Raw genomic sequence first — 25,750 nt, 5'->3', positions numbered from 1 at the left:
CTACGGTGCCGTACAGACACCAGAGTTGGGGGGTGTGCATGACGACGGAAGCAGTACGCCATCCCCTGACCTACGTGCGCCAACAGCGCGGGTGGAGCATGGAAAAGCTCGCCCACCACCTGAACCTGGCCGCGCAACGCCGCGGTCTTCGCATCGCTGCCGACCGCAGTCGCATCTACCGGTGGGAGCACAGGCGGGTGGGCGCTCCCAGCGACCTCTATCAAGAGCTGCTGGCCGACGTTCTGGGCATCGATTCCGCCCGGTTGCGGACCGTGCCATGGCCGTGGTGGCTACCCGCCTACGATCGCCCGTTCCCCTTCAGCCCGGCCGGCGTCCGCGCCGCCCACACGGAGTTATTGGTGGATCTCGACCAGCCTGACCGCCGTACCTTCCTCGCCCTCGCCGCCGGATCCTTAGTCGGAATGGCAACCGAATGGGCTCGCGTCGAACCCGAACGTCTGGCCGGGGCTCTGGCTGGGCGCCGCGTCGATGAAAGCCTGCTCACCTGGCTGGAGAGCAGCGTCGAACGCCTCCCGGGCCTGTCGAACACATCCCCTCAGGAGTGTGCTGACCTCCTCGGCGCGGCCATGCGCGTCACTATCAACCTGCTCGACTCAGCCCGCTACGACGAACCCACCGGCCGCCGGCTGCGTACCGTTCTGGCTCAGGCAGCCCAGAGCGCCGGATGGCTCCACTTCGACCAAGGCCGCCACGCCTCGGCGCAACGCCATTGGCGTACCGCCCTGCACTCAGTCCACAGCGCCGACGACCGCGACCTCGGAGCCGGAGTCCTCTCCGACCTCGCCTACTCCGCCACGTGGCTCGGCCACCCCGGTGAGGCGGTCGAGATCCTCGCCCTTGCCCGTACCCGAACCCACCACGCGACAGCCCGCTCCCTGCTGGATGTACGCCGCGCCCGCGCCCTCGCGGTCCTCCAGGACGATGTAGGCACCGCCCGCGCACTCAACGACGCCGAACACCAACTGGAGCGTGGCAGAGCACAATCCGCACCCCCGTGGGTGTCCTGGATGTCATCCGCCGACCTCGCCGTTGACGCAGGGCGCTGCTGGCTGGACCTGGAAGACCCACGGCGAGCCAACGCCGCGTTGGAGGAGGGTCTGGCCTTGCTGGTTCCCGAACGGGAGAGAACCCGCTCCATCATGCTCACCTATCGAGCCCACGCGGCGCTCGCCGACCACGACGTCGCCGCCGCCGTGGCGAACACTCGGACAGCTCTGGACAGCGCTTTGGGCACAGGTGCTTCACGGTGCCTCGACCTGGTGCGCGTCACGCTGCGGGAGTCACTCGAACCCCACAAGGGCGAACCCGCCGTTGAGGACCTGCGCTCGTACGCACATCAGCGGCTGGTATCCGTGGCCACGTGAGCGGACTCCCTGACCCCTGGAAGAGCTGGGCGCCTACATGACCAGCGCCCTTCACCTGGAGGAGTCCGGGGCAGTCGCGCTCCTCGGGGACGTCGATGGTGGGCGTCCGCGCGAGGCGGTCGGGCCGTAGGTCAGTGGTCGTCCCAGTGGCCGTCGTGCTCCGCGTGCCGGTGACCGTCATGGACGTAGTCCACGTGGTCGCCGTGCGGAACCGCGACATGGCCGCAGTCCTGGCCGTGCTGGTGGTCGTGGCCCTCGTGCACCGCGTGCCCGGACTTCGCGCATTCGTCCACGTGGTCGCCGTGCACGCGGTGCAGGTGGTCGTCGTGGACGTAGTCGACGTGGTCCTCGTGCGGGACGGCGACATGTCCGCAGCCCGGAGCGTGCCGGTGGGCATGGTCGGAGTGGGGGCGGTGCTCCGTGGTGGTGGACATCTGCGCGGCTCCTCGTCGAGTGGGGCGTGGCCGTACCGGCCGAAGAGCCGGACGCGCACACCTCGCGGCTTATCGCCAATTTTATCCCTTCCGGGGTGCGGAGTCCGGGGAAGCCGCGCGGAGCGGTGAGGCCGGTGGCGTGAGTGACGCGGTCGGCCTCGGGTGCAGGCCGAGCTGAATTCCGCCGATCCATAGTGGCAATTCGAGATCCGGTATAAACTCGCTCCCGTTCCAGGGAACCCGCACGGCCCCGATCCACATCCATGGCCGTGGCTATTCGGACCAGGCTTTTCCGCAGCGCGAAGTGATATTTCGCGCCGCCCGGCATGGGCCGATGCGCGGACCTTTCGAATGTCCCGCCGCACGCCGGTACAGAGCTTCGGCATGGCACTCACGCAGTCGATCGGACAGCCCCGTCCACCGCACCGTTCATCCGACGAGGAGACCAGAATGCAGCAGAATCCCCCGTGTCAGATATGCGGCGGACCCGTCCGCGAGTTCCTCGACTTCGGCAAGCAGCCGCTCTCCGACCGCTTCGTCGCACCTGATTCCGCGGAACCGGAGTTCTTCTACCGGCTCGCCGTGGGCATGTGCGAGGAGTGCACGATGGTGCAGCTCATGGAGGAGGTTCCGCGTGATGAGATGTTCCACGCGGAGTACCCCTACCATTCCTCCGGTTCGCGTGTGATGCAGGAGCATTTCACTCAGGTCGCCCGGACGTTCCTCGGTACCGAGCTGGTGGGCCCGGATCCCTTCATCGTGGAGTTGGGCTGCAATGACGGAGTCATGCTGAAGACCGTCTCCGAATCCGGTGTACGGCATCTCGGGGTCGAGCCGTCGGGCAGTGTCGCGGACGTCGCCGCAGCAAGTGGTATCCGGGTCCGCAAGGACTTCTTCGAGGCCGCGACGGCCGCCGCGATTCTGGCCGAGGAAGGTCCGGCGGATGTCATTTACGCCGCCAACACCCTCTGCCACATCCCTTATATGGACTCCGTGCTGCAAGGGGTGCAGACCCTGCTGGCGCCGAACGGTGTCTTCGTCTTCGAGGACCCCTATTTCGCCGACATCGTGGCCCGCACCTCCTTCGACCAGATCTACGACGAGCACTTCTACTTCTTCACCGTCCGCTCGGTGCGCACGATGGCCGCCCGGCACGGTCTCGAACTGGTCGACGCCGAGCGGTTGCCGGTGCACGGGGGCGAGGTCCGGTACACCCTGGCCAGGGCCGGTGCGCGGCGGCCGTCCGCGGAAGTAGCGCGGCTGCTCGCCGAGGAGGACGCCCAGGAGCTGACCGGGTTCGCCACCCTGGAGCGGTTCGCCTCGGCGGTGGAGAAGCGCCGGGACGAACTGGTCTCCCTGTTGCGCCGGCTGCGGGACGAGGGCCGGTACGTCGTCGGCTACGGAGCGACGGCCAAGAGCGCCACCGTGCTGAACTACTGCGGGATCGGCCAGGACCTGCTCGCGTACATCAGCGACAGCACCCCGGCCAAGCAGGGCCGCCTCACCCCGGGTTCGCACATCCCGGTCCTGCCTCCCGAGCGGTTCCGCTCCCGCTACCCGGACTACGCGGTGCTCTTCGCCTGGAACCACGCCGAGGAGATCATGGCGAACGAGCAGGAGTTCCGCGCCGCGGGCGGACAGTGGATCGGATACGTCCCCGGCGTCCACGTGGTGTGACGGCGGCGACCGGACATCGGTGGGGCGCGGCGCCGGGTACCCGGCGCCGCGCCTTCGGCGCTCACTCCCAGCGGAAGGTCAGGGCGGCCACCACCGAACCGGCCACCCCCGCCACCAACAGGCTCACCAGGTGCATCAGTTCGGGAGCCGCTCCGGCCCAGGTGGCCCCCAGGGCCTTGAGGCCCGCGCCGTAGGGCAGGTACTCCCCCACGCTGCGCAGAGCGGCCGGGAGGCTGTCCGGGGCGCCCAGGCCGCCCCCGATGGCCATCGTGCCGAAGAACAGCACGAAGCCCGCCGCGACCACCACGTTGGGCGACGGCGCCAGGGCGGCCACCAGCAGCCCCAGCCCGTACATGGCGAACGCCACCAGGACGAAGACCAGCACCGAGGTGAGGATGTTCTCCGGCATGCCCGCGTCGAACGCGGTGGCCCCGACGATCAGGGCGAGGCAGATGCCCAGCACGGAGGTCAGCAGGTTGGTCACCGTCTGCGCGACGAGCAGGGCGATGGGCCGGACCGGGGTGACCGAGAGACGGCGCAACACGCCGAGCTGGCGGGACTGCGCCATGTTCGTCGGCAGGAAGATCAGGGCCAGCATGCTGATGATCATCAGCAGTGTCATCGGCATCAGCGTGACGTCCAGGAAGGTGCGTCCGCTGTGGTCCTGGGAGGGCCGGTTCGCCGAGTCGCCCATGGCGTTCATCGTCAGGATCAGCAGGGGCAGGCCGAGCGGCAGCAGCAGCTGTGCGCTGTCACGCAGGTCGAGGAGGGCCTGCGTCCTGGTCAGTCGGAGGAATCCGTTCACGGTGCTCATGCGTCCGCTCCTTCGGTCTCGGCGTGGCCCCCGAGCGACCGTCCGGTCAGGCTGAGGTAGGCGTCCTCCAGGGTCGTGGTCTCGGTCCGTACCCCGTCGGTGCTCACGCCCTGGCGCGCCAGCTCGGCTTCCACCGCGCCGGCCAGGTCGCCTCGTCCGGTGACGGTGACCGTACGGCCTTCGACCACCACGTCGGCCACCTCGTCCAGGGCCGACAGCGCCGACCGGTCCACCGCGTCGGCGCTGCGGAAGCGCAGCCGCTGACCGCCGGAGACGTCGGAGATGAGCGCGGCCGGGGTGTCGAGCGCGGCGATCCGGCCCTGGTCGATGAGGGCGATCCGGTCGCACAGACGCTCGGCCTCCTCCATGAAGTGGGTGACCAGCACCACGGTGACACCGCGGTCACGCACCTGCTCGACCACCTGCCAGGTGTCCCGGCGGGCCCGTGGGTCGAGTCCGGTGGTCAGCTCGTCCAGGATGGCCACCTTCGGGTTGCCCACCAGGGCCAGGGCGATCGACAGACGCTGCTGCTGGCCGCCGGAGAGCGCCTTGACCGCGGTCCTGCGCTTGGACTCCAGATGGAAGTCGTGCAGCAGTTGCCGGGGGTCGGCGGGGTCGCGGTAGAAGGACGCGAACAGGTCCAGCGCCTCGCCCACCCGGAGGCGTTCGGGCAGCCTGCTCTCCTGGAGCTGGACACCGAGTACCTGGCGCAGCTCCGCTCGTTCGGTGCGGGGGTCGAGACCGAGGACGCGCACGCGGCCCGCGTCGGGCGTGCGGATGCCCGCGACACACTCGACCGCGGTGGTCTTGCCCGCGCCGTTCGGGCCGAGGATGCCGAAGATCTCGCCCGCCTCCACCTCGAAGTCCACTCCCCGCACGGCCTGGGTCGCGCCGTAGGACTTGGTCAGTCCGACCACTTCGATGAGGGCCATCGCCTCGTTCTCCTCACTGGTTGTCGGTCGTTTCTCGTACGCTTCGACCGCTCGCCGGCCTCCTCGGGCCGACGGCGGGTCATCGGGCCGGCGGACGGATGGTGACGTCGCGCACCAGCCACCAGGTCAGCAGCGTCCCGACGGCGGCTGTGCCGAGGAGGCCCAGGACAGCCCAGCCGAGTGCCAGCCGGTCGGCGTAGGCGGGCAGGGTTCCGAGGGCGACGCTGTCGCGGCCCAGCAGGATGTCCCCGGGAAAGACCAGCAGGGTGACGAACGGCACCATCAGCAGGCCCCTGGAGGCGAACCGGTACACGCACGCGGCGGCGAACGCGCCGCCCACCAGCCACACCAGGTGCACCAGCCAGCTCTCCAGGAGATAGGAGGGCAGCGAGGCGAAGCCCCAGTCGTGCGGCTGGTCGGCCGCGGTGTAGACCAGGACCTCCAGGCCGAGGCCGACGGTGAACAGCACCGCGGTGAAACCCGCGATGGCGACGGCGAACACGAGCGCCTGCCGGCTGAACGCCCTGCGCGTCATGGAGTTGGACACGTGGAGCGGAAGGCTGTGCCAGGTCAGGTGGACGCCGATCACCAGGCAGTACGCCCGTGCCCAGGCGTCGTAGGACGGCATGACGCCGTCGGCGTCGGGGCCGTACTCGGTCAGCAGGGCGGATGAACCGGTCATGGCGAGGACCACCAGGCTCAGCACGCACCACGCGACACAGCTGACGCGCACCCAGTAGCGCAGCAGCAGACGCAGAGCCGCCCCCCGCCAGGGCGGTGCGGGAGCGGTGTTCATCGGTCGCGCTCCCCCAGGTCACGGATGAGATGGCTGAAGAGGTCCTGCAGGCCGATGGGTCCCAGGTCCAGGTTCATGGACCAGGCGCGGGCGTGCCGGTCGGCGCCCAGCTCACCGAAGACCACCACCGACTTGGTGTAGCCGAGCAGTCGCTCGTCCAGGACCTGGAGGCCCTGGACGAAGGAGTCCACCAGGTCCGCGGGTCCGGTGACCTGGCAGCCCTGCGCCCGGAGCGCCTCGGTCTCGCCGCGGGCCACCAGCTTCCCCGCGTCGAGCATCACCACTTCCTCGAAGACGGAGCCGAGCTCCTCCACCAGGTGGGTCGAGACGATCACGGTGCGGGGACGGGCCATGTAGTCGGCGAGCAGCTCGTCGTAGAAGACGTGGCGGGCCGGGACGTCCATGACGGCGTGGGCCTCGTCGAACATGGTCACCGGCGCCTGGGAGGCCAGCCCCGCGATGACGCCGACCGCGGCCCGTTCGCCCTCCGAGAGGGCCCTGATGCGCTTGTCGGTGGCTATGCGGAAACGCTCGGTCAGGTGTTCCGCGTAGGCGTCGTCCCAGTCGGGACGTAACGTGGCGGCGAACCCGAGCGCGTCCCGCACCCGGCCGAGTTCGTCGGGGAAGTGGAACCGGCCGCGCACGAGACAGACCTTCGCCGCCGCGGCCTCGTTCTCGAAGACGGGTTCCCCGCCGATGCGTACGGTGCCCGAGTCGGGGCGGCGCAGGCCGGCCAGGACCGACATCAGGCTGCTCTTGCCCGAGCCGTTGCGGCCGATCAGTCCGTAGATCCGGCCCCCGCCCAGATGCAGGGAGAGGTTGTCCAGGACCACCCTGCGCCCGATGGTGAGCCGCAGGTCCCGCACCGAGACCGCGACACTCATCGCTCGCCCCGCCGCACGGTGCCGTGCGCGGCTTCGGCGCCCTCGGCCCGCCGCAGCCGTTCGATGACCTCGTCGAGGGGTACGCCGATGGTTCGCGCCTCCTCCACCATCGCATCGACGACTTCGGTGAAGAAGCGCTCCCGGCGCTGCCCCAGCAGGACCGACCGGGCGGCCGGTGTGACGAACATGCCGATTCCCCTCTTCTTGTAGAGCAGGCCCTCGTCCACGAGCTGCTGGTAGGCCTTGGCGACCGTCGCCGGGTTGATGCGGTGGAACGTGGCGTACTGCGTGGTGGACGTGACCGGCTCGTCGCCGCTCAGCGCGCCGTTGACGATGTCGGCACGCACGCGCTCGGCGACCTGGAGGTAGATCGGTGACCTCTCGTCGAACATGCCGCCTCCCTACCTCTCTGGTTCACTACTCGACTAATGAACCATAGAGCGCGGAGCGGCCCCGCTGTCAAGAGAGAGGGGCCGTCAGGCCGCACGGTCCGAGGGGTGTTCACCCGTTCCAGCGACGCATGACCAGTACGGCGTTGTGGCCGCCGAAGCCGAACGAATGGCTGACCGCCACCTGTACCGGGTGCTCCTGGGTCTTGTGGGGGACGAAGTTGATCCCGGGGAACTCGGGGTCGTCGCAGTTGACGGTCGGCGGCACCAGGCCCGTGCCCAGAACCTCGCTGATCACGGCCGCCTCCACGGCGCCGCCCGCCGCGAGCAGGTGGCCGGTCATGCTCTTCGTGGAGCTGACCGGCATCCGCTCGGCCCGCTCCCCGTAGACCCGGCGGAGCGCGGCCACCTCGCCGGCGTCGTTGAGCAGCGTGCCGGTGCCGTGCGCGTTGACGTACCCGACCTCGTCGGTGTTCAGCCGGGCCGCCGCCAGCGCCTCCCGCATGGCGCGGTCCATCTGCGCCCCGTCGGGCGCGGGGGCCGTCAGGTGGTGTGCGTCGGTGGTGGCCGCGTACCCGGCGAGTTCGGCCCGGATCGGCGCGCCGCGCCGGACCGCGTGCTCCGCGCTCTCCAGCACGAGCACGCCCGCTCCGGCCCCGATCACGAACCCGTCCCGGCCCCGGTCGAAGGGGCGGGACGCGGCGGCGGGATCGCCCGTACGGCGGGAGAGCACGCGGGCTCGGGCGGCCGCGGCCAGTTCCAGCCTGCCGAAGGCGTCCATGCCCCCGGCGACGGCCACGTCCGCCCGGCCCTCGCTGATCCAGCGCGCGGCCTCGCCGATGCACATGGTGCCCGTGGCGCAGGCCGCGACCAGCTCGGCGGACGGGCCGCGGGCGCCGAGGGCGAGGGCGAGTTCGGCCGCCGCGCTGATCCCCATCGTCGGGAACACGTGAGGGCTGACTCCGCCGTACCCCTCCGCCGCCATCGCCGCCGCGTTGTCGGACGCGATGCGGGTCGAGCCGATGATCGACCCGACCGCGACCCCGACGCGCGGGGCGAGCGCGTCGTCCAGCTCGAGTCCCGCCTCCGCGAGAGCCATCCGGGCCGCCGCGATCCCCGCCTGGATCGTCCAGTCCGTACGGCGCACGGTGTGCCGGGGCACATGGGCGAGAGGGTCGAAGCCGCGCACCTCAGCCCCGATGCGTACGGGCAGGTCGTCCACCTCGAAGCCGGTGACCTCGCCCACCCCGCTCCGGCCCGCGAGCAGCCCCTCCCAGGTGGCGGCCCAGTCGGGTCCGAGCGGCGTGACCGCCCCCCGGCCGGTCACCACCACGCGCCGGTCCCGCGAGCCGTCCGTCCGGTCACCGTTCACAGCTGGTCCCCTCTCTGCTCTCTACCTGTCTCCGCCGGGCCATGCCCCGGCGGTTCCTGTCGGCTCAGACCGCGGCGACCGGTCTCGCGCGGTGTTGTGCGGTGAGTTCGACGAGGCGGCCGACCGCGTCGGCCGGGGAGGGCATCGCGTGCAGGTCCGCCTGGAGCCGCCGGGCCCCGACCGCGTACGAGGGGTCCTCCAGCAGCTGTTCCACCCCCGCCACGACCGCCTTCCCCGACACCCCCTCCACCGGCAGACTGATCCCCGCCCCGTAGGAGGTGACGCCGTCGGCGAGCCAGATCGCGTCCATCTGGTCGGGCATCGAGAGCTGGGGGGTGGCGTGGAGTGCGGTGGTGCCGATCGTGCCGAACCCGCCGTGGTGGACCATCGCCCGGCAGGTCGGGACCAGCGCCGCGAGCGGCACGAAATCGGTGACCCGGACATTACGGGGAGCCGGCCCCTCCCACCCCCGCACCGCGGCCACGACCTCGACATCCAGAGCGGACAAGGCCTCCAGGATCTCGGGCACCGACACCGCGTACCCGGCCAGCCGCTCGACGGCCGACAACCCCAGCGTGAACCCGATCCGGGGCCGGGCAGGCCGCTCCCACAGCCAACGCTCCACCACCGACGGCCCGTTGTAGATCCCGTACCGCACCGGCACATAATCCACCGACGTCTCAAGACGGAACGGCTCGGGCAACTGGTCCAACGTGAACTGGCCGGTCGTCAGCTCCTCGTCGAACTCCACCCCGAACCGGCCCGCCAGAGCGCCCAGCCACTCACCCAGCGGATCACTCCCCAGCCCCTGCGGGTCCCGCGCCCGCAACCGCAGGAACTGCTCCCGGGTCCGGGCGAAGAAATCCACCCCCCACGTCATCCGGGCATGCGCCGCACCACACGCCCGCGCCGCGACAGCCCCGACGAACGTCCCCGGCTCCCACACCACCAGATCCGGCTCCCACGACCGGCACAACGCCACCAGGTCATCGGCCATCGGATCGTTCACCAACCGGAACCACCACGGCACCACATCCTCGTAACCCGCCCGCAGATACCCCACACCCCCCTCCCACTCCGACACCCCCGCCACATCGAACGGAGGCAGGGAGGAGCCGCCGAACCGGGACTTCCACTCGGGGCGCATCGCCAGGAGGCGGCCCATGCCGTGGTCGCGGCCGACCGCCACCGCCGTCAGCCCCGCCCGCGTGATGTCGGGGACCAGCTCCGGCTGCGACGCCACCCGCACCTCATGACCGGCCGCCTCCAAAGCCCGCGCCAGAGGCACCTGGATGTACAGATGGGTCTTCTCTGCGTAGAGGGCGAACAGCACGCGCATGGCGGAGGACCTCCGACGGCGAGGGGACAGGACGCTGTCCCGCCGGCGGGACAGGGGGAGGGACTCCGGCGGTCCGGCCGGGCGGCCGGACGGGGCGGGAGACCTCAGGGCGTGGGGAGCGGCTTCCGGGTGCCCATCTGGACGACGAACCCGGAGAACTCGTCGAAGCCGCCGCCCCGGAAGTTGTGCAGCTCCTCCAGCACGACGATGTCGAAGGCGTCCTCGATGTGCAGCAGCAGCTGTATGAGGGTGAAGGAGTCGAGGTCCCCCAGCTTCACCTCGTCAGGGTCCTTCTGCTCGGCGTAGTAGCGCTCCAGGAAGACGCGGATCTGCGCCTTGACCGATGCCTCGTCCAGTACGACGTCCATGGTGATGCTCCCTTTTCTCCTGCGTTTCGCTTCAGTCAATCCCGTACCAGCGGTTCCCACCAGTGCCTGTTCTCGGCATACCAGCGCACCGTGTCGGCCATACCCGTGGCGATGTCGACGGAGGGGGTGAAGCCGAGTTCGCCGAATATCTTCCCGGCGTCGACCGAATAACGGAAGTCGTGCCCTTTCCGGTCGGCCACGTTGAGCACGCTCGACCAGTCCGCCGAGGACAGCTCCAGGAGCATTTCGGTGAGTTCCCGGTTCGATATCCCCTTGCCGCCGCCGATGTTGTAGGCCTCTCCCGGCCTGCCGTTGACGGCGATGAGCGCGAGGGCCCGGCAGTGGTCGTCCACGTGAATCCATTCCCGCACGTGGGAGCCGTCACCGTACAGAGGGATTTTCCGGCCGTCCAGCAATCTGGTGACGAACAGCGGGATGATCTTTTCGGGAAACTGATGGGGGCCGTAGGTGTTCGACGGCCGGGCGATGCGGACGGGCAGCCCGTGGGTGCGGTGGAAGGACCGGGCGAGCAGTTCGGCGGACGCCTTGGACGCCGAGTACGGCGAGTTGGGGCGGAGCGGGAAGTCCTCGTCCCAGGAGCCCGACGCGATGGAGCCGTACACCTCGTCCGTGGAGAGCATGACGAAGCTGTCCACCTTCGCCTCCAGGGCCTCCTGGAGGAGCACCCCGGTGCCCAGCACGTTCGTCCGCACGAAGTCGGCGGCGTCCGCGACGGAGCGGTCCACATGCGACTCGGCGGCGAAGTGCACCACGACGGAGCAGTCGCGCAGGGCCTCGCGCACCGCTGCCGCGTCGCACACGTCGCCGCGCAGGAAGCGCAGCCGCGGATCGTCGAGCAGCGGGCCGAGGTTGCGGCGGTCGCCCGCGTAGGTGATCTTGTCCAGCACGGTGACCCGGGCGTCCTCCAGCCCGGGGTACCCCTTGCCCAGCAGGCTTCGGACGAAGTGCGAGCCGATGAATCCGGCCCCGCCTGTGACCAGGACTCTCATGGGTGTCACCCTTTCCGGCGCGTCACGCGAGCGCCTTCGCCGTCTCCATCACGTAACGCCCGTATCCGGCCTGGGACATCGCGGCGCCGAGCGCGTGGCACTCGTCGGCGGTGATGTAGCCCATCCGCAGGGCGATCTCCTCCAGGCAGGCGACGCGCACTCCCTGACGGTCCATCAACACCTGGACGTACTGGCCGGCGTCGAGCAGCGACCGGTAGGTCCCGGTGTCGAGCCAGGTGAAGCCGCGCCCCAGCTCGACCAGCCGCACCGTCCCCGCCTCCAGGTAGGCGCGGTTCACATCGGTGATCTCCAGCTCGCCGCGGGCGGAGGGACGCAGCCCGCGGGCCACCTCCACCACGTCGCCGTCGTAGAAGTACAGCCCCGTGATGGCGTTGCGCGAGCGCGGGTGCGCCGGCTTCTCCTCGATGCCGATCAGCCTTCCCTCGCTGTCGACGTCACCGACGGCGTAGCGCTCCGGGTCGGCGACGGGGTAGCCGAAGAGCGTGCAGCCCCGGGACATCGTCCGGCATTCGCGCAGCAACTCCTGGAAACCGGCGCCGTGGAAGAGATTGTCCCCGAGGATCAGAGCGGAGGGTTCACCCCCGACGAAGTCGGCACCGACGATATAAGCGTCGGCTATTCCCCGGGGTTCCGCCTGCTCGGCATAGCTGATGTCGACTCCCCAGCGGTTTCCGTCTCCGAGCAGCCGGGAGATCGGCTCCATGGATTCGGGCGCCGTGATGATCAGGATGTCCTTGATCCCCGCGAGCATCAGCACGGAGAGCGGGTAGTAGATCATGGGCTTGTCGTAGATAGGAAGCAGCTGCTTCGAAACACCGGAAGTAATGGGCATCAGGCGACTTCCGGTGCCCCCGGCAAGAATTATCCCCTTCACGACCCTCCCCTTCGCACCTAATATACGTCCCCCATAGGTTGACCCCATCGAGGGCTGCGGAGTCAACACAGGAGCAAGAATTCAAGGAGTCGGCATGCGCGTACTCTTCACCGCTTATGCGGTGCGCACGCATTTCTACAGCATGGTGCCTCTGGCGCGGGCTTTGGAGGCGGCCGGTCATGAGGTGCGGGTGGCGTCGCAGCCGGAGCTGGTCCCCGACATCACGCGTGCGGGGCTGACGGCGGTGGCGGTCGGCCGCGACCACAACATGTGGCGCGTGCTGAAGCTGCGGCACGGTTCCGAACGCTGGGCGGCCCTGCCTCCGTTCGATGTGGCGGGGGTGTCGGAGTGGGAGGGGGGTGTGGGGTATCTGCGGGCGGGTTACGAGGATGTGGTGCCGTGGTGGTTCCGGTTGGTGAACGATCCGATGGCCGATGACCTGGTGGCGTTGTGCCGGTCGTGGGAGCCGGATCTGGTGGTGTGGGAGCCGGGGACGTTCGTCGGGGCTGTCGCGGCGCGGGCGTGTGGTGCGGCGCATGCCCGGATGACGTGGGGGGTGGATTTCTTCGCCCGGACCCGGGAGCAGTTCCTGCGGTTGCGGGCGCGGGACCCGCAGGGGCTGGGGAGTGATCCGCTGGGTGAGTGGCTGGGCGCTCTGGCGGGCCGGTTCGGGGTGGAGTTCGACGAGGAGCTGACGACCGGCCAGTTCACGTTGGACCAGTTGCCCGAGCCGTTCCGTCTTGAGACGTCGGTGGATTATGTGCCGGTGCGGTACGGGATCTACAACGGGCCGTCGGTGGTGGAGCGTTGGCTGTGGGAGCGGCCTGCCCGGCCCCGGATCGGGTTCACGCTGGGGTTGTCGGCCGTCGAGCGGCTGGCCGGGTACGCGGTGTCGGTGCCCGAGATCCTGGAGGCCTTGTCCGCTCTGGATGTCGAGGTCGTGGCCGCGGTGCGGGGGTGGGAGGGGCCGGCTCCCCGTAATGTCCGGGTCACCGATTTCGTGCCGCTCGCGGCGCTGGTCCCGACCTGCCGGGCGATGGTCCACCACGGCGGGTTCGGCACGATCGGCACCACCGCACTCCACGCCACCCCCCAGCTGCTTCTCGCCGAAGAACTCGACGCGCCGATCCTCGCCGACCGGGTGGCCGCGTACGGGGCGGGGATCAGTCTGCCGGTGGAGGGGGTGTCGGGGAAGGCGGTCGCGGCAGGGGTGGAACAGCTGCTGGAGGACCCCTCGTTCACGGTCGGGGCCCGGCGGCTCCAGGCGGACCTGCACGCGATGCCCTCCCCGGCCGACGCGGTCGGCCGCCTCGTCGAACTCACCGCACAACACCACGGACGCTGAACGGCGGGTGGGGGAGCCCTCCAACGGGCTCCCCCACACCTCCGGGGCGGACGATCTCCCCGGTTGGCGGCCGCGGTCTCTACCGTTCGGCCCTGTCGGTCGGACGGGGGGTGGTTCTCAGGGGTCAGCAGCCGTTGCTGACGGTGCTGATGAGCAGCTCGGCGTCGGGCGCCGGCGTCTCCATCTCCTGGAGGTCCAGAACGTTCATCACGAATCACCTCCTCCCGGCTCGTTCACCTGCGGATACGCGATCCCGGCAGTCTCCCGCCGGGACATCCCGGGTCAGCAGCCGTTGCTGACGGTGCTGATGAGCAGCTCGGCGTCGGGCGCCGGCGTCCCCATCTCCTGGAGGTCCAGAACGTTCATCACGAATCACCTCCTCTCGCCTCGTTCACCTGCGGATACGCGATCCCCGCGGTCTCCCGCCGGGACATCCGGGGTCAGCAGTTGGAGCTGACGGTGCTGATGAGCAGCTCGGCGTCGGGCGCCGGCGTCCCCATCTCCTGAAGGTCCAGAACGTTCATCACGAATCACCTCCCTCTCTCCCGCCTCGGTATCGCTCCCCCGCCGGTGCCGCCAGTCGGTGCGCGACCCGGGGTTCGAGGAACGGAAGCACAGGGTGGCCGCCCTCCTGGACGGCGGAGAGGGCGCTGAGGACCCCGGCCGATCCGGTGGCCAGGTCCATGGACAGCCGCAGTCCTCCCGCTCCGGGGAAGGCGAGGTGGCCGTCGAACGCGAGGGCGTTCCAGTGCAGGTTGGCCAGGTGTTCGCGCACATGGTCGCCCGGTACGTCGGTCAGGTGGCGCCGCAGTGAGTGCACCGCCGCGAGGAGTCCGGAGCGGCCGTTGAACAGCTGGCTCTCGATCACGTACGGCGTGCAGGCGGCACGGGCGAGGGCGGGCAGCGCCGCCGACAGCCGCTCGTCCGCGAGGTGCGCGTCCAGCAGGTCGGCGACCAGGCCGATGCCCGCCGAGCCGATCTCCAGGTACGTCAGCGCCCGGATGCCGCCCTTGACCCGCAGGACGTCGTCGCTGCTCGCGTCGCACAGGTCGAGGTCGCGATGGACCGCCCGTACGGCGTCGGTGAGGTAGTCCTTGTCCCCGGTGGCCTCGTAGCAGCGCAGCAGGAACAGGGCCCCGCCGGACCAGCCGCGCAGCAGCCCGCCGCGGGTGCCCGCGCCACCGGGGGCACGGTCGATGCCCCGGGGCGCGGGGCTCCGCACGGCGTCGCGTACGCGTTCGGCGAGTCCGAGGGCCTCGTGGCGCGCGGGGTGTCCGGCCTCGCCCCGGGCGAGGTGCAGCAGGTTGAGGCCGATGCCGGCCAGACCGCTGTGCAGGGAGACGTCGGTGACCTCCGCGAGCTTCGGCCGGACGCGCTCGACCAGCTCGGCCGCGGCCTCGCGGTGGCCCAGGTGGTCCAGGGTGAAGGCGACACCGTGGGCTCCGTCGTAGAAGCCCGGCCGCAGGTGCGGTGCGCGGGCGGCGCGCAGCAGCCATTCCTCGTGCCGGGGGTCGCGTACGCCGGCCGCCACCGAGAGGGCCCACAGCACCCCGGCCGCCCCATGGGCGAAGGAGCCGGGCTCGACCTGGAACTGCTGCGGATCGCCCGGGAAGAGCCGGTCCGTGCGCTCCGGGGTCGCGGTGGCCGCGATACCGCGCGCCAGCGAGGCCCTGGCCGCCGCCCAGTCGACCGGCGCGCGGTCGATGCGAACCTCGGACCGGGCGGTGGTGCGGGCGGCGGTACCGGTACGCGGCAGCGCTTCCGGGGCCAGCCGGTCGCGCAGCCCGGTCGCGAAGTCCGACGGAGGCCGGAAGAGGCGGTCGGCTTCGGCGATCAGATCCTCCGCCTTCTCCTGGGAGAGGCCCAGGACCGCGGTGTTGGGCAGGTACAGCCACAGCCGGAGCACGGCCAGGGCGTGCAGGTCGACAGCGGTGCCGGTCCTGGCGCGGGCGGTGAACCCGGGGTGGCCGAGAACGGGCCGGATGTCCCGGTCCGCGGCGAAGCCCATCTCGAAGTCGACGAACGCGACCCGGGGTCCGGCGCCGGGCTCGTCCTCCTCGACCAGGATGTTCGCGGGGTGCAGGTCGCCGAAGACCACACCGCGCCCGTGCACCTGGGCGAGCAGCTCGGTGACGGCCGCGTGCACCGCCTCGGCCCGCCGGGTGTACGCGGCCAGCGCCTCGTCCGTGACCTGCCGCCAGGTCAGCATGGGGTGGTTGAGGGCCACCCAGCGCTGCAGGGTGCCGCCCTCCATGCGCTCGACGGCGAGCATGCGGTGCCCGCCGAGGACGGCCTCGCCGTGCACCCGGGGCACGCCCCGCAGCCCGGCGAGCCGGTCCAGGACGCGTCGTTCGTTGTCGAGCCGGGCCACGGCGTCGGTGCCGTCGGGGGCCGCTCCGGCGTACGGCCGGGCCTCCTTGAGCACCACGGGCCGGCCGTCGGACCGGCGTACCGCGGTGTAGACGCCCCCGGCGTTGGAGAAGTGCAGGGCCTGTTCCACGTCGTAGTCGAACGCCCCGCTGGGCGCGGTGCGCCGCTCGATGTGCGGGCGCAGGAAGTCCGGTGGCTCCACCCAGGCGGGGGTGCTGAAACCGGGGCGTCTGAGGTCGGGGACCCGGCTGCCGTCGGACCGCAGGAAGGCCGGGACCAGTTCACCGTCCTCGGTCCAGCACCAGTGCTCGCGGAACGCGCCGTAGCGGAAGTGGACGGGGCCCTCGCCCCAGCGGCAGTCCGTGAGCACGTAGGGGCCGCTCTGTCCCGCCAGCCGGTCGGCGAGGATCTCCGCGGTACGGCGGAACTCCTCGGTGTCACGCGGATACAGGGCGAGGAACTTGCCGCCGGCCGAGCGGGGCGCGTACTTGGAGTTCATCGCCTCCAGCAGCTGGGTGCTGCCCAGGTGCTTGAAGGCGATGCCCGCCGACCGGCAGTGGTCGGCCGTGATCTCCAGCACCTGGGTGGCGTTCGCCGTGGTGGCCGAGACGTGGATCTTCCAGCCCAGCTCGGGCAGGGGCGGCACTCCGGGGCCTTCCGGGGTGTACACCTCCCAGAAGCGCCGCCGCTCCCGCCGCCAGCCGGTGACGGCCGAGGCGAACGCCGAGGGCACCAGGAGCGTCTGCTCCGCCGTCTTCTCCGGGGACTCGAAGAAGACGGGGTCGGCCAAGGCGTATATCGACCAGTCCACGGCCACGGGAATCCTCCATCAGCACGCCGGGGGCATCAAGGGAAAGGAGAGCTATCCGACGGTTTCGGGTTGATAAGCGGTCAGGGACGTCCGAACTCCCGAACGCAGGTAGTTCGTCAGCATCTCCCGTACGAGTTTCCGCTCGGGGTCTGTCTCCGAGGATTCGGGGCCGGCTGCGGGGCGGCTCTCCCATTCTCCCCGGACGAAGAGCGCTTCGTACTCGTCGCGCAACATGGCCCACACCAGAAGATCATGGCGCTCACCATTGATGAGCTGACGGTCCCGAAGAATTCCCTCAAGCATGAAGAAACGCAACCGGATCACCATGTCCAGCATGGCCCTGTTGTGCGAACCGACCCGGAACTGGAGCCGGTGGGCGCCCAGGTCGGCGAAGAGGTGCTCGATCAGCAGCCCGAACCCCTCGGCGCCGAACCCCCTGGTCCAGAGCCCGTCCTCGCCGATGGCCCCGCTGATCTCGTAGGCGTCCGGGCCGACGCGGAAGAACTTGACCATGCCCACGGGCCGTCCGGCCAGCGTACGGATCGTGCAGTAGCGCGATCCGTTGACCTCGACCTCGCGTCGCAGCGCCGCGATCGTGACCTGCTCGCCCGCGTCCCCGGTGAGCGCGGCGACGCGCCCTCCCGGACTGAGCCATTGCACGAACAGTTCGTAGTCCGCATCGGTGGAATGCGTGATCCGGACGATGCGGCCGGAGCGTAGCTCCTTGCCTGCTTCTTCCGTGTCGATGACGGGACCTCCTCATTCCGGTAACTCTTCGCGGCAGCCGTCATCGTGGCGCATGGAATGGAGCCGGTCAACCGGAAGGAAACCACTTCTTGACTGTCGTTAATTACCTGGGATTCTTTTTCCACCTCTGTCCCGCCGGCGGGACAGGCACACCGCCAACGACGGGTCGGATCAACGACGATTCCCACCCTTTCGGGCATCCGACGTCGTTCGAGCAAAGGTTTCCGACATGGCAGATACAGCCCAGGCTCTCTATCTGGATCTGATGAAGAGAGTTGTCTCCAACACCATCTATCAGGACGCCGCTCACGGCTGGGTCCAGGACCGGGACTTCGAGGCCGGGCTGCCGAAGATCGGGTACGACGCCGAGCTGCGGGCCGGCGGGCGGGACATCCCGCTGGTCGCGCACACGATGATCGGGCGCAAGAGGCTGGACAACGTGCACGACTGCGTCGAGCGGGTCCTGCGCGACGGGGTCCCCGGGGACCTCGTCGAGACGGGGGTCTGGCGGGGCGGCACGACGATCTTCATGCGGGCCCTGCTCAGCGCGTTCGGCGTCACGGACCGCACGGTCTGGGTCGCCGACTCCTTCGAGGGCATCCCGCAGGGTGACCCGGAGAAGTACCCGGGGGACGAGCTGGCCCCGCTCCACCGGTACAACGACGTGTTCGGCGTGCCGCTGGAGACCGTCCAGGAGAACTTCCGGCGCTACGGCCTGCTGGACGGCCAGGTGCGGTTCCTGAAGGGCTACTTCCGCGACACCCTGCCCACCGCCCCGATGGAGCGGATCGCGGTGCTCCGGCTGGACGGCGACCTGTTCGAGTCCACGATGGACGCCCTGGTCCACCTCTACCCCAAGGTGCCGGTGGGCGGCTACGTCATCGTGGACGACTACCGGGCCCTCCCACCGTGCCGCATCGCCGTGTACCAGTACCGCAGGGAGCACGGCATCACCGACCCGATCCAGGAGATCGACGGCGTCGGGGTGTTCTGGCGCCGTACCCGATAGGGGACGCCACCGCCCTGCGGCGGGTCCGGCACCGCGGTGCCGGACCCGCCGCAGGGCCCCTTATCCGCCGAACTCCCCTGCCGCGTAACGCTCCCTGGCCAGGCGGCGCTGGATCTTCCCGCTGGTGGTGCGCGGCAGCACCCCCCTGCGCAGCAGCACCAGGTCGCTGACGGCGAGACCGTGGTGGCGGCTCACCGCCTGCCGGACCCGCTCCTTCAGCGCGCTCCGGTCGGTCTCCGGAAGGTTCAGCATCGCCGCCTCGGTCTCGGCCAGGACGACCACCCGCTGCTCCTCGGCGCCCTCCACCGCGATCGCCGTGGCCGACACCGGGGCGGCCCCCTCCACGGTCTGCTCGATGTCCTCGGGGAAGTGGTTGCGGCCCCGCACGATGATGACGTCGTCGATACGGCCCACGACGAAGAGCAGGCCCTCGTGGAGGAAGCCCCAGTCACGGGTGTGCAGGTGGCCGTCCGCGAAGGTGCGGGCGGTGCTCCCGGGCCGGTTCCAGTAGCCGTCGGTGACGTTCGGCCCGGCGACGAGGATCTCCCCCACCCGCCCGGTGACGTCCTGTCCGGTGTCGGGGTCGACGATCCGTATCGCGGCCCCGGCCACCGGCCTGCCACTGCTCACCAGCGTCGTGGCGTCCGGGCCCGGCGGGCTCGGGACCACCTCACCCGCGGCGAGCGCGGCCCGGTCGAAGTGGCGGCTGACCGCGCCCTCACCCGCAGGCGTCATGGCCACCGACAGGGTCGCCTCCGCCAGCCCGTAACACGGCACCGGCACCGAGGCGTTCAGGCCCGAGGTCCCGAACGCCGCCACGAAGGCCTCGACGGACCGGGCGTGCACCGGTTCGCCCCCGATCGCCAGGGCCTCCAGGGAGCTGAGGTCGAGCCCGGCGGCCTCCTCGGGGCTGATCCGCTGTACGCAGTGCGCCATGCCGAAGTTCGGCGTCACGGTCCACTCGGCACGGTGGTCGGAGATCGCGCGCAGCCAGCGGTAGGGGTTGTGCAGGAAGCCCATGGGGCTCAGGTGCACCATGTGCAGCCCGGCGCTGAGCGGGGCGGCTATGCCGCAGATCAGCCCCATGTCGTGGAAGAATGGCACCCAGGAGACCGCGGTGCGCGCCGGCATGAACCGTGCTCGCATCTGGTAGGCGGCCGCCGCGAGGTTGGCGTGGGTGACCCGGACGCCCGAGGGGGAGCCGGTGGAGCCGGAGGTGTACTGGAGGTAGGCGACGTCCTCGGGCCGCGCGGCGGGCACGTCCGGCTCCGGGGCCTCACCGGTGGACGCGGTGTCCACCATGAGGACCCGGTCGCCCTTCCAGCCGGCCTCGGCCAGGGCGGCCCGCACGTCGGTGTCGGTGTGCGAGGTGGTGAGGACGCACAGGGGCGCGCTGTCCTGGACGACGGACCGCAGCCGGGTCTGGCTGCGGAACAGCTCGGGGGCGTACAGCGGTACGGCCACCACCCTCGCGTACAGGCACGCCAGGAACGCGACGACGTAGTGCTCGTCGTGCCGGCACAGCACCGCGGCGCGCTCGCCCGGCGGGCAGACCTGGTGCAGCTCGGCCGCCACCGCCCGTGCCCGGTCGTGCAGTTCGCGGTAGCTGAGCGTGGTGACGGTCTCCTGGCGTCCCGCGACGCCGGGCACCTTGCGCCGGTCGAGCACGGTGAGGGCCGGCCGCTCCGCCGCCTCCTCGGCCAGCCGGGCGACGCTGTCGGCGAGGAACTCCAGGCGGACCGGCTCCTCGTCCCCGAAGGGCAGGAGCATGCCGTCCGGGACGGTGCGGGCGGGAACGTCGGTGGTCATGGTGTCCTTCCCAGGTCCCCGGCGGGGTGCACCGCGGACGGGTCCAGGGTGTTGGCCGGCAGCAGCAGCTGGGTGGCCGCCAGTTCGCGGTAGAGGGCGTCCCTGCTGAGCAGCTGTTCATGGGTGCCGGTCGCCCGGACGCGTCCGGCGTCCATGACCACGATCCGGTCGGCCATGGAGACCGTGGACAGCCGGTGGGCGACGACGACCACGGTGGTCCTGCCGCTCACCTCGGTGATGACCTCCCGCAGCGCGTTCTCGTTGCGGGCGTCGAGCTGGGAGGTCACCTCGTCGAGCAGCAGCAGACGGGGCTTGCGCAGCAGCGCCCGTGCCACGGCGACCCGCTGCCGCTCACCGCCGGAGAGCTTGTTCCCGCGGTGGCCGACCTCGGTGTCGAGGCCCTGGGGCAGCCGGGCGACGACCTCTTCGAGCCGGGCCTGCCGGACCGCGTCCCAGATGGCCGCTTCGTCCGCGTCGGGGACGCCGATGGAGAGGTTCTCGCGCAGGGTGCCGGCCAGGACGGGGGCGTCCTGCTCGACGTAGCCGATGGAGGCGCGCAGGTCGCCGAGCGGCCAGTCGGTGACGTCCTTGCCGTCCAGGGTCACTTGGCCGCGCTCCACCTCGTAGAAGCGCTCGATCAGGGCGAAGACGGTGGACTTGCCCGCGCCCGAGGGGCCGACGAAGGCCGTCATGCCGCCGCGGGGGATGTCGAAGCTGACGTCGTGGTGGACGACGGTGTCGTTCCCCGGGTAGCGGAAGACCACGTTCTGGAATCCGACCGAAGCGGGCTCGGCCGTCCGGTCCGGGGTCCGCGGGGCGGGCGGCTCCTCCGGCTCGGTCCGCAGCCGCAGCATCTCGTTGACCCGGCCGAGCGCGGCGGCGACCACGTTGAACCGCATCATCGCCGTGACGAGCGCGCCGAGCGGGGGGACCAGGTAGAAGAGGTAGAGCAGGAACGCGATGAGGCTGCCCAGGCTCATGTCGCCGGAGGCCACGCGTGCGCCGCCGACCCCCAGCACGGCCAGGAACGAGATCTGGATCATGATGGTGATGAAGGCGCCGATGAACGCCTCCAGCCGGGCCACCTTCAGACTGGACTGCCAGGCGCGCCGGGCGCCCCGCTCGGCGATCTCGGCCTCCCGGTGCTCGGCCCCGGACGCCTTGATGGTGCGGAAGGTGCCGAGGACGCGTTCCAGGGCGGTGCTCAGTTCGGCCACGCCCTCCTGGACGCGCCGGGAGCTGTTCTCCAGCTGCGGGAGGCCGATGCCGATGACGATGGCGCCGAGCAGCAGCACGCCGAGCGTGGTGAGGAGCAGCACCCCGTCCATGAAGCCCATGAGGACGACGATGGTGGTGAGCATCACCGCCCCGTTGACGGTCTCCACGATGGTCGTGGTGACGGCGCTGCGCAGCAGCGTGGTGTCCGCCGTCGCGCGGGACATCAGGTCGCCCGGCGGGAACTTGTCGGTCTCGGAGACCCGCAGCCAGAGCACCTTGCGGATGACCTCGCGGCGGGAGTTGAGCACGACGGTCTCCGAGACCCGCATGAGCAGGAAGGTCCCGAAGGCACCGAACACCGCGGAGAGCAGGACCAGTCCGCTCAGCAGCAGCAGGGTGCGGGTCACCGAGGACTGGCTCTGCAGGTCCTCCACGACGCTCTTGGCCATGATCGGCTGAATCAGCCCGGACAGGCCGCCGAGCAGCGTCAGTCCGCCGCCCAGGAGGATCACGCCACGGTAGGGGCGGAGGTAGCGCAGCATGTCGCGCCAGGCGTCGCCGCGCAGCACCGCGGGGAGCCGGTGGTCGCCGCCGGCCCTGCCCCCGCCTCCGGGTTCCGGGGCGGCGGCGGGCTCGGCGTCGTCGGCGGGCCGGGTCACCGGGTCAACGTGTGTGTCCGTCATCTCCGACCTCCTCACGGCTGATGAGATCGGCGGCGGTGGCGGCGAGGATGTCGCGGGCCGCCCGGACCTCGGCGGCCAGCGGGCGGTCGGTGCTCAGCGGCGGTGATACGCGGGCGAGTTCGGCCCACACTCCGGCCTCCTCCGGCTCCCGGCCCTCGATCGCGGCGAACTGCGTCACGCCCAGGCCCAGCGACCCGACGACCAGCCAGGCCAGTTCCAGCGCCTCACCGACGGAGTTGGCGCCGTTGAGCGCCATCGGTACGTGGTCCTGGTTCCAGCCGTTGGTGGGCAGCGAGGTCAGCCCGGAGGGGTAGACCAGCTGGCGGATCCGGGAGACGAACGAGGTGGCGCTCAGCTGGACGCCGGCCAGGCCGCTGTTGCTGCCGGGGTTCGGGGTGAGCATGGGCGGCCGGTCGCTGTTGGTCGCCGGCGTGCACAGCAGCGCCAGCTGCCGTTCGGCGAGGAAGGCGACCTGCTGGAGGCAGAGACCGATCTGGTCGGACGCCAGGCCCACCGGCATCGCGTGGAAGTTGCCCGCGTGCAGGAACTCGCCTTCGAAGTAGAGCGGGTTGTCGGTGCAGCCGGTCGCCTCACGTACGAGGATCTGCTCGGTCGACGAGAGCTGGTCCAGGACGGCTCCGATGACCTGGGGGGCGCACCGCAGGCTGTAGGGCTCCTGGAGCGGGCGGTGCGGGGCGCGCCGCATCCCGGGCGGCAGCCCGTCGCGTATCCACTGGGCGGCGAGGATCTGGCCCGTCTGTCCCCGGATGTGGCCCACGGCCGGGTGGTAGGCCTGGGGGCTGGACCCCAGCAGCGTCACCGCTCTGGACGTCAGGAGCGCCACCGCCCGGCAGAGGCGCAGCAGTTCGCGGTGGTTGAACATGGTCGCGGCCAGGCCGACGCTGGTGCCGTTGACGAAGGAGAGGGACTCCCGGGCGCGCCAGGTGATGGGCTCGGCCCCGAGGGCGGCGAGCGCCTCGGCGGCGGGCACGATCGACCAGCCGCCGTCCTCGTCGAGCTGCCAGGCCTCGCCCTCGCCGGTGAGGGCGAGGGCGGCGTGGGCCAGTGGCTGGAGGTCGCCGCTGGCGCTGACGGTGCCGTCGCGCGGGATGACCGGGGTGAACCCGCGGTTCCAGAGGTCGGCGAGGCGGTCCCAGAACTCGGGTGCGACGGCCGAGTGCCCCTTGCGGATGCTGTTCAGCCGCAGCCACACCACCAGTCGGCTGACCTCGGGAGGCAGCGGTCGGCCCTGCGCGCTGGCCAGGTGGGCGATGAGCCCGCTCCCCTGGTCCTCACCCGCGCCCGCGGCCGGGTAGACGACGAGCGGCCCGAATCCTTGGGTGATGCCGTACAACTGCCCGTCGGATGCCAGCAGTTCGTCCAGGGCCGTGACCCCCTCCCGCATCCGTTCGGCGTCCGCGGCGTCGCACGCGTCGAGCCGGGCGCCCGGCCGGGCCTGGGAGAGGAGGTCGGCGAGCCCCGCCTTCGGGGATTCCACTGTGTCAACGATCACTTCACGCTCCTGCTCGGGTGGTCAGAGGGGGCTGTACGTGGCGGAGCTTCCCGGTGTCGGACCGGTCGATCCGGTCGACGACGTGGACCCGCCGGGGGCGGACGACGAGCCCGGCCGAGGCGAGGACGGCGCGGACCCCGCCCGTGTCGAGCGCCTCGCCGGCCGCGGGGACGACGAGCAGGTCGAGGTTCTCGCCGCTGACCGGGTCCGTGACGGGCAGGCAGGCCAGGTCCGCGCAGTGCACGACATCCCGCAGCAGCCGCTCCAGTTCGTCGAGGTTGACCCGGCGCCCGTTGACCTTGACCAGTCGGCCCCGGCGCCCGGAGAAGCGGAAGCGATGGTCCGGTCCGACCCGGATGTAGTCGTCCGTGAGGTGGCTGGACGGCGGTGGACTGCCGGGCCGGGCGGCGAGCCGGGGGCTGCTGACGGACAGCAGCACGTCGCCGGTGGAGTCGGGTTCACCCCAGGCGGGCCGGACGTCGGGCAGGAGCTCCCACAGGGGCTCGTCGGGTGCCCACACCCGGCTGGCGACGCCGCCGGTCTCCGTGGAACCGAACACCTCCGTGACGGAGACCCGCTCGGCCCCCTGCTCCTGGACGAGCCGGGCGGCCGTCGTCGGGAGCATCGCGGTGCTGTGGAGGACGGCCACCTGCTCGGCCGCGCGGACCCACTCACCGTGCCGGAGCAGCACCGAGAACGTCCACGGGACGCCGACCACGGCCCAACGGCGGTGCTCCGTGAGGGGCATGGCGCCGTAGTACTGCGGCCGATACCAGACGGGCACTCCCAGCCGCGCCGGGAGCAGCACGGTGGCGAGGGCGCCGAAGAGGTGGCGGGCGGGGGCGCAGGCCAGCAGGGCTTCGGGCCGCCGGGGGGCGAGGAGACCGGCGAGCAGCCCCGCCTCGTCCCAGAGCTGCTGCCCGGTGCGGACCCACCTCTCCTGGGGGCCGGTCGTCCCCGACGTGCGGAACTCCACGGTGTCGGGAAGGAGCCCGGTCACGAGCGCCTCGGGGTCGCGCACCTCGTCCCACCGCACGAGCCAGGGGGTGTCGCTGATCTCCGGAGCGTCATTCCCGGCAGCCAGCAACTCATGCGGCGACAGTTCGTGGTAGCGCACGTGTTGACCTCACGTCAGGGGACGCGGGTGTCCGAAAAATACGGACACTCCGCAACATGAACCGGACAAATTAGCTAGAAGGAGCGGTCCGCCGGCAGGAGGTCGACGAGGTCCGCGACGCTGCGGACTCCGGCCATTTCCTCCTCGGGGATCTCCACGCCCGCCTCCTTCTGGAGCGTGAAGGTGATTTCTACCAGGGAGAGCGAGTCAATTCCCAGCTCGTCCACCAGAAGCTTCTCGGGCGACGCTTCGGAGGCCGGAACCCCAGATACCTCTTCAATGGTTCGGGCCACAAACGCGAGGTGATTGCTCTCTTGCTCGGAAGTTTTCATGAGTATCTCCTATTCCCTCCCGCCCTTAGTCGTCAAGTAATTCACCGGACCGCCCCGGAAATCCGCCCCAAGCGCTGCGCACCTTCCCGGCGAGCGGTACCGGCCGAAGGTCCGCCGGCGGACGGAGCCGGGCGCGCCTGTCCCGCCGGCGGGACAGGCGCGCCCGCCCGAAGCTCCGGTGGGGCCCCGATGGATACCCGGTGGATCCCCAGTGGGGCCCCGGTGGAGCGGCCCGGCAGGAGCGGGCGTCGGACCCTCGGAGGTGACCCCCGGACGCCCGCACAGGATCGACGGCATCGGACCCGCAACCCGGCCCAGCCACCCCTCGGAAGGTTTCACCGCAGGACCCACGGATACGGCCCGGTAGCGGCCCGCCGAAGAATTTCCCCGTATTAACAGACACTGGACGCCACTCGCCACGTGAGGCAGACTGCGCCTCGATTGGATCAACGATCTCGCCCAAGATCATCATGAACCGGGGGTTTCACAAATATGGAGCGT

Annotated in this window: 22 protein-coding genes; 4 read left to right on the top strand and 18 right to left on the bottom strand. The window is 70.7% G+C overall.

What is annotated here, in order from left to right; translation table 11 throughout:
- Positions 1 to 38: 38 nt before the first annotated feature.
- A complete protein-coding gene (locus ACQP09_RS22595; protein WP_433402311.1) occupies positions 39 to 1,385 on the top strand; it encodes a hypothetical protein in 1,347 nt (448 codons plus the stop codon).
- A 131-nt stretch (positions 1,386 to 1,516) separates the two neighbouring features.
- Here ACQP09_RS22595 and ACQP09_RS22590 read toward each other — a convergent pair whose 3' ends face one another.
- Positions 1,517 to 1,819 carry a hypothetical protein gene (locus tag ACQP09_RS22590; protein WP_433402309.1) on the bottom strand — a complete coding sequence of 101 codons (303 nt, stop codon included), beginning with the start codon at positions 1,817 to 1,819 and terminating at the stop codon, positions 1,517 to 1,519.
- Between the two features lie 450 nt (positions 1,820 to 2,269).
- Here ACQP09_RS22590 and ACQP09_RS22585 point away from each other — a divergent pair, with 450 nt between their 5' ends.
- Positions 2,270 to 3,496, top strand: coding sequence for a methyltransferase domain-containing protein (locus ACQP09_RS22585; RefSeq protein WP_433402307.1), 1,227 nt, complete (start codon positions 2,270 to 2,272; stop codon positions 3,494 to 3,496).
- A 61-nt stretch (positions 3,497 to 3,557) separates the two neighbouring features.
- Here the strand turns inward: ACQP09_RS22585 and ACQP09_RS22580 are convergent, their stop codons facing one another.
- From ACQP09_RS22580 to rfbA, 10 genes are all read right to left on the bottom strand, one after another.
- Positions 3,558 to 4,310 carry an ABC transporter permease gene (locus ACQP09_RS22580; RefSeq protein ID WP_433402305.1) on the bottom strand — a complete coding sequence of 251 codons (753 nt, stop codon included), beginning with the start codon at positions 4,308 to 4,310 and terminating at the stop codon, positions 3,558 to 3,560.
- Positions 4,307 to 5,242 (bottom strand): ABC transporter ATP-binding protein, encoded by a 936-nt coding sequence (locus ACQP09_RS22575; protein WP_433402303.1) that lies wholly within the window; start codon positions 5,240 to 5,242, stop codon positions 4,307 to 4,309. Before ACQP09_RS22575 ends, ACQP09_RS22580 begins: the two co-directional genes overlap by 4 nt.
- A 79-nt stretch (positions 5,243 to 5,321) precedes the next feature.
- A complete protein-coding gene (locus ACQP09_RS22570) occupies positions 5,322 to 6,038 on the bottom strand; it encodes a hypothetical protein (protein WP_433402301.1) in 717 nt (238 codons plus the stop codon).
- Positions 6,035 to 6,922 (bottom strand): ATP-binding cassette domain-containing protein, encoded by an 888-nt coding sequence (locus ACQP09_RS22565; RefSeq protein ID WP_433402299.1) that lies wholly within the window; start codon positions 6,920 to 6,922, stop codon positions 6,035 to 6,037. The genes ACQP09_RS22570 and ACQP09_RS22565 overlap by 4 nt, the downstream gene beginning before the upstream one ends.
- On the bottom strand, positions 6,919 to 7,314 hold the full coding sequence (locus tag ACQP09_RS22560) for a GntR family transcriptional regulator (protein WP_433402297.1): 396 nt from the start codon (positions 7,312 to 7,314) through the stop codon (positions 6,919 to 6,921). The genes ACQP09_RS22565 and ACQP09_RS22560 overlap by 4 nt, the downstream gene beginning before the upstream one ends.
- A gap of 109 nt (positions 7,315 to 7,423) precedes the next feature.
- Entirely contained in the window at positions 7,424 to 8,683 is a 1,260-nt protein-coding gene (locus tag ACQP09_RS22555) for a beta-ketoacyl-[acyl-carrier-protein] synthase family protein (protein ID WP_433402295.1), read from the bottom strand.
- Positions 8,684 to 8,747: 64 nt separating this feature from the next.
- Entirely contained in the window at positions 8,748 to 10,022 is a 1,275-nt protein-coding gene (locus ACQP09_RS22550) for an activator-dependent family glycosyltransferase (RefSeq protein ID WP_433402293.1), read from the bottom strand.
- 104 nt (positions 10,023 to 10,126) lie between these two features.
- Positions 10,127 to 10,390 (bottom strand): hypothetical protein, encoded by a 264-nt coding sequence (locus ACQP09_RS22545; RefSeq protein ID WP_432152841.1) that lies wholly within the window; start codon positions 10,388 to 10,390, stop codon positions 10,127 to 10,129.
- Positions 10,391 to 10,425: 35 nt separating this feature from the next.
- Positions 10,426 to 11,400: a dTDP-glucose 4,6-dehydratase gene (rfbB, locus tag ACQP09_RS22540; RefSeq protein ID WP_433402291.1), complete on the bottom strand. Its 975-nt coding sequence runs from the start codon at positions 11,398 to 11,400 to the stop codon at positions 10,426 to 10,428.
- A gap of 22 nt (positions 11,401 to 11,422) precedes the next feature.
- On the bottom strand, positions 11,423 to 12,295 hold the full coding sequence (rfbA, locus tag ACQP09_RS22535; protein ID WP_432152843.1) for a glucose-1-phosphate thymidylyltransferase RfbA: 873 nt from the start codon (positions 12,293 to 12,295) through the stop codon (positions 11,423 to 11,425).
- A 94-nt stretch (positions 12,296 to 12,389) separates the two neighbouring features.
- Between rfbA and ACQP09_RS22530 the strand changes: the two genes are divergently transcribed.
- Positions 12,390 to 13,640 carry an activator-dependent family glycosyltransferase gene (locus tag ACQP09_RS22530; protein ID WP_433402288.1) on the top strand — a complete coding sequence of 417 codons (1,251 nt, stop codon included), beginning with the start codon at positions 12,390 to 12,392 and terminating at the stop codon, positions 13,638 to 13,640.
- 523 nt (positions 13,641 to 14,163) lie between these two features.
- Here the strand turns inward: ACQP09_RS22530 and lanKC are convergent.
- Together lanKC and ACQP09_RS22520 are read right to left on the bottom strand one after the other, a co-directional pair.
- The gene (gene lanKC / locus ACQP09_RS22525) at positions 14,164 to 16,821 is read right to left on the bottom strand and encodes a class III lanthionine synthetase LanKC (RefSeq protein ID WP_433402286.1); all 2,658 of its coding nucleotides are present in this window, start codon (positions 16,819 to 16,821) and stop codon (positions 14,164 to 14,166) included.
- Between the two features lie 51 nt (positions 16,822 to 16,872).
- Complete coding sequence (locus tag ACQP09_RS22520) at positions 16,873 to 17,517, bottom strand: GNAT family N-acetyltransferase (protein ID WP_433406714.1); 645 nt, start codon at positions 17,515 to 17,517, stop codon at positions 16,873 to 16,875.
- Positions 17,518 to 17,797: 280 nt separating this feature from the next.
- On the opposite strand from ACQP09_RS22520, the gene ACQP09_RS22515 reads away from it, so the two are divergent.
- Positions 17,798 to 18,577, top strand: a complete 780-nt coding sequence (locus tag ACQP09_RS22515) for a TylF/MycF family methyltransferase (RefSeq protein ID WP_433402284.1) — start codon at positions 17,798 to 17,800, stop codon at positions 18,575 to 18,577.
- 60 nt (positions 18,578 to 18,637) lie between these two features.
- Here ACQP09_RS22515 and ACQP09_RS22510 read toward each other — a convergent pair whose 3' ends face one another.
- The 5 genes from ACQP09_RS22510 to ACQP09_RS22490 all read right to left on the bottom strand — a co-directional run bounded on the left by ACQP09_RS22510 (position 18,638) and on the right by ACQP09_RS22490 (position 25,249).
- On the bottom strand, positions 18,638 to 20,386 hold the full coding sequence (locus ACQP09_RS22510) for a fatty acyl-AMP ligase (protein WP_433402282.1): 1,749 nt from the start codon (positions 20,384 to 20,386) through the stop codon (positions 18,638 to 18,640).
- On the bottom strand, positions 20,383 to 22,287 hold the full coding sequence (locus ACQP09_RS22505; protein WP_433402280.1) for an ABC transporter ATP-binding protein: 1,905 nt from the start codon (positions 22,285 to 22,287) through the stop codon (positions 20,383 to 20,385). The genes ACQP09_RS22510 and ACQP09_RS22505 overlap by 4 nt, the downstream gene beginning before the upstream one ends.
- Positions 22,268 to 23,800, bottom strand: a complete 1,533-nt coding sequence (locus ACQP09_RS22500; protein WP_404064381.1) for an aromatic amino acid lyase — start codon at positions 23,798 to 23,800, stop codon at positions 22,268 to 22,270. Before ACQP09_RS22500 ends, ACQP09_RS22505 begins: the two co-directional genes overlap by 20 nt.
- 1 nt (position 23,801) lies before the next feature.
- A complete protein-coding gene (locus ACQP09_RS22495) occupies positions 23,802 to 24,917 on the bottom strand; it encodes a hypothetical protein (protein WP_433402278.1) in 1,116 nt (371 codons plus the stop codon).
- 74 nt (positions 24,918 to 24,991) lie between these two features.
- The gene (locus ACQP09_RS22490; RefSeq protein ID WP_433402276.1) at positions 24,992 to 25,249 is read right to left on the bottom strand and encodes an acyl carrier protein; all 258 of its coding nucleotides are present in this window, start codon (positions 25,247 to 25,249) and stop codon (positions 24,992 to 24,994) included.
- Between the last annotated feature and the right edge of the window lie 501 nt (positions 25,250 to 25,750).

Source organism: Streptomyces sp. CA-146814 (genome assembly GCF_050942385.1).
Taxonomy (GTDB): Bacteria; Actinomycetota; Actinomycetes; order Streptomycetales; family Streptomycetaceae; genus Streptomyces.
This window is presented reverse-complemented; position numbering and strand designations above follow the sequence as displayed.

Bases quoted from the DNA above. Each gene is read 5' to 3' on its own strand.
- ACQP09_RS22595 (WP_433402311.1), top strand. From the start codon at position 39: ATGACGACGGAAGCAGTACGCCATCCCCTGACCTACGTGCGCCAACAG.
- ACQP09_RS22590 (WP_433402309.1), bottom strand. From the start codon at position 1,819: ATGTCCACCACCACGGAGCACCGCCCCCACTCCGACCATGCCCACCGG.
- ACQP09_RS22585 (WP_433402307.1), top strand. From the start codon at position 2,270: ATGCAGCAGAATCCCCCGTGTCAGATATGCGGCGGACCCGTCCGCGAG.
- ACQP09_RS22580 (WP_433402305.1), bottom strand. From the start codon at position 4,310: ATGAGCACCGTGAACGGATTCCTCCGACTGACCAGGACGCAGGCCCTC.
- ACQP09_RS22575 (WP_433402303.1), bottom strand. From the start codon at position 5,242: ATGGCCCTCATCGAAGTGGTCGGACTGACCAAGTCCTACGGCGCGACC.
- ACQP09_RS22570 (WP_433402301.1), bottom strand. From the start codon at position 6,038: ATGAACACCGCTCCCGCACCGCCCTGGCGGGGGGCGGCTCTGCGTCTG.
- ACQP09_RS22565 (WP_433402299.1), bottom strand. From the start codon at position 6,922: ATGAGTGTCGCGGTCTCGGTGCGGGACCTGCGGCTCACCATCGGGCGC.
- ACQP09_RS22560 (WP_433402297.1), bottom strand. From the start codon at position 7,314: ATGTTCGACGAGAGGTCACCGATCTACCTCCAGGTCGCCGAGCGCGTG.
- ACQP09_RS22550 (WP_433402293.1), bottom strand. From the start codon at position 10,022: ATGCGCGTGCTGTTCGCCCTCTACGCAGAGAAGACCCATCTGTACATC.
- ACQP09_RS22545 (WP_432152841.1), bottom strand. From the start codon at position 10,390: ATGGACGTCGTACTGGACGAGGCATCGGTCAAGGCGCAGATCCGCGTC.
- rfbB (WP_433402291.1), bottom strand. From the start codon at position 11,400: ATGAGAGTCCTGGTCACAGGCGGGGCCGGATTCATCGGCTCGCACTTC.
- ACQP09_RS22530 (WP_433402288.1), top strand. From the start codon at position 12,390: ATGCGCGTACTCTTCACCGCTTATGCGGTGCGCACGCATTTCTACAGC.
- ACQP09_RS22515 (WP_433402284.1), top strand. From the start codon at position 17,798: ATGGCAGATACAGCCCAGGCTCTCTATCTGGATCTGATGAAGAGAGTT.
- ACQP09_RS22510 (WP_433402282.1), bottom strand. From the start codon at position 20,386: ATGACCACCGACGTTCCCGCCCGCACCGTCCCGGACGGCATGCTCCTG.
- ACQP09_RS22505 (WP_433402280.1), bottom strand. From the start codon at position 22,287: ATGACGGACACACACGTTGACCCGGTGACCCGGCCCGCCGACGACGCC.
- ACQP09_RS22490 (WP_433402276.1), bottom strand. From the start codon at position 25,249: ATGAAAACTTCCGAGCAAGAGAGCAATCACCTCGCGTTTGTGGCCCGA.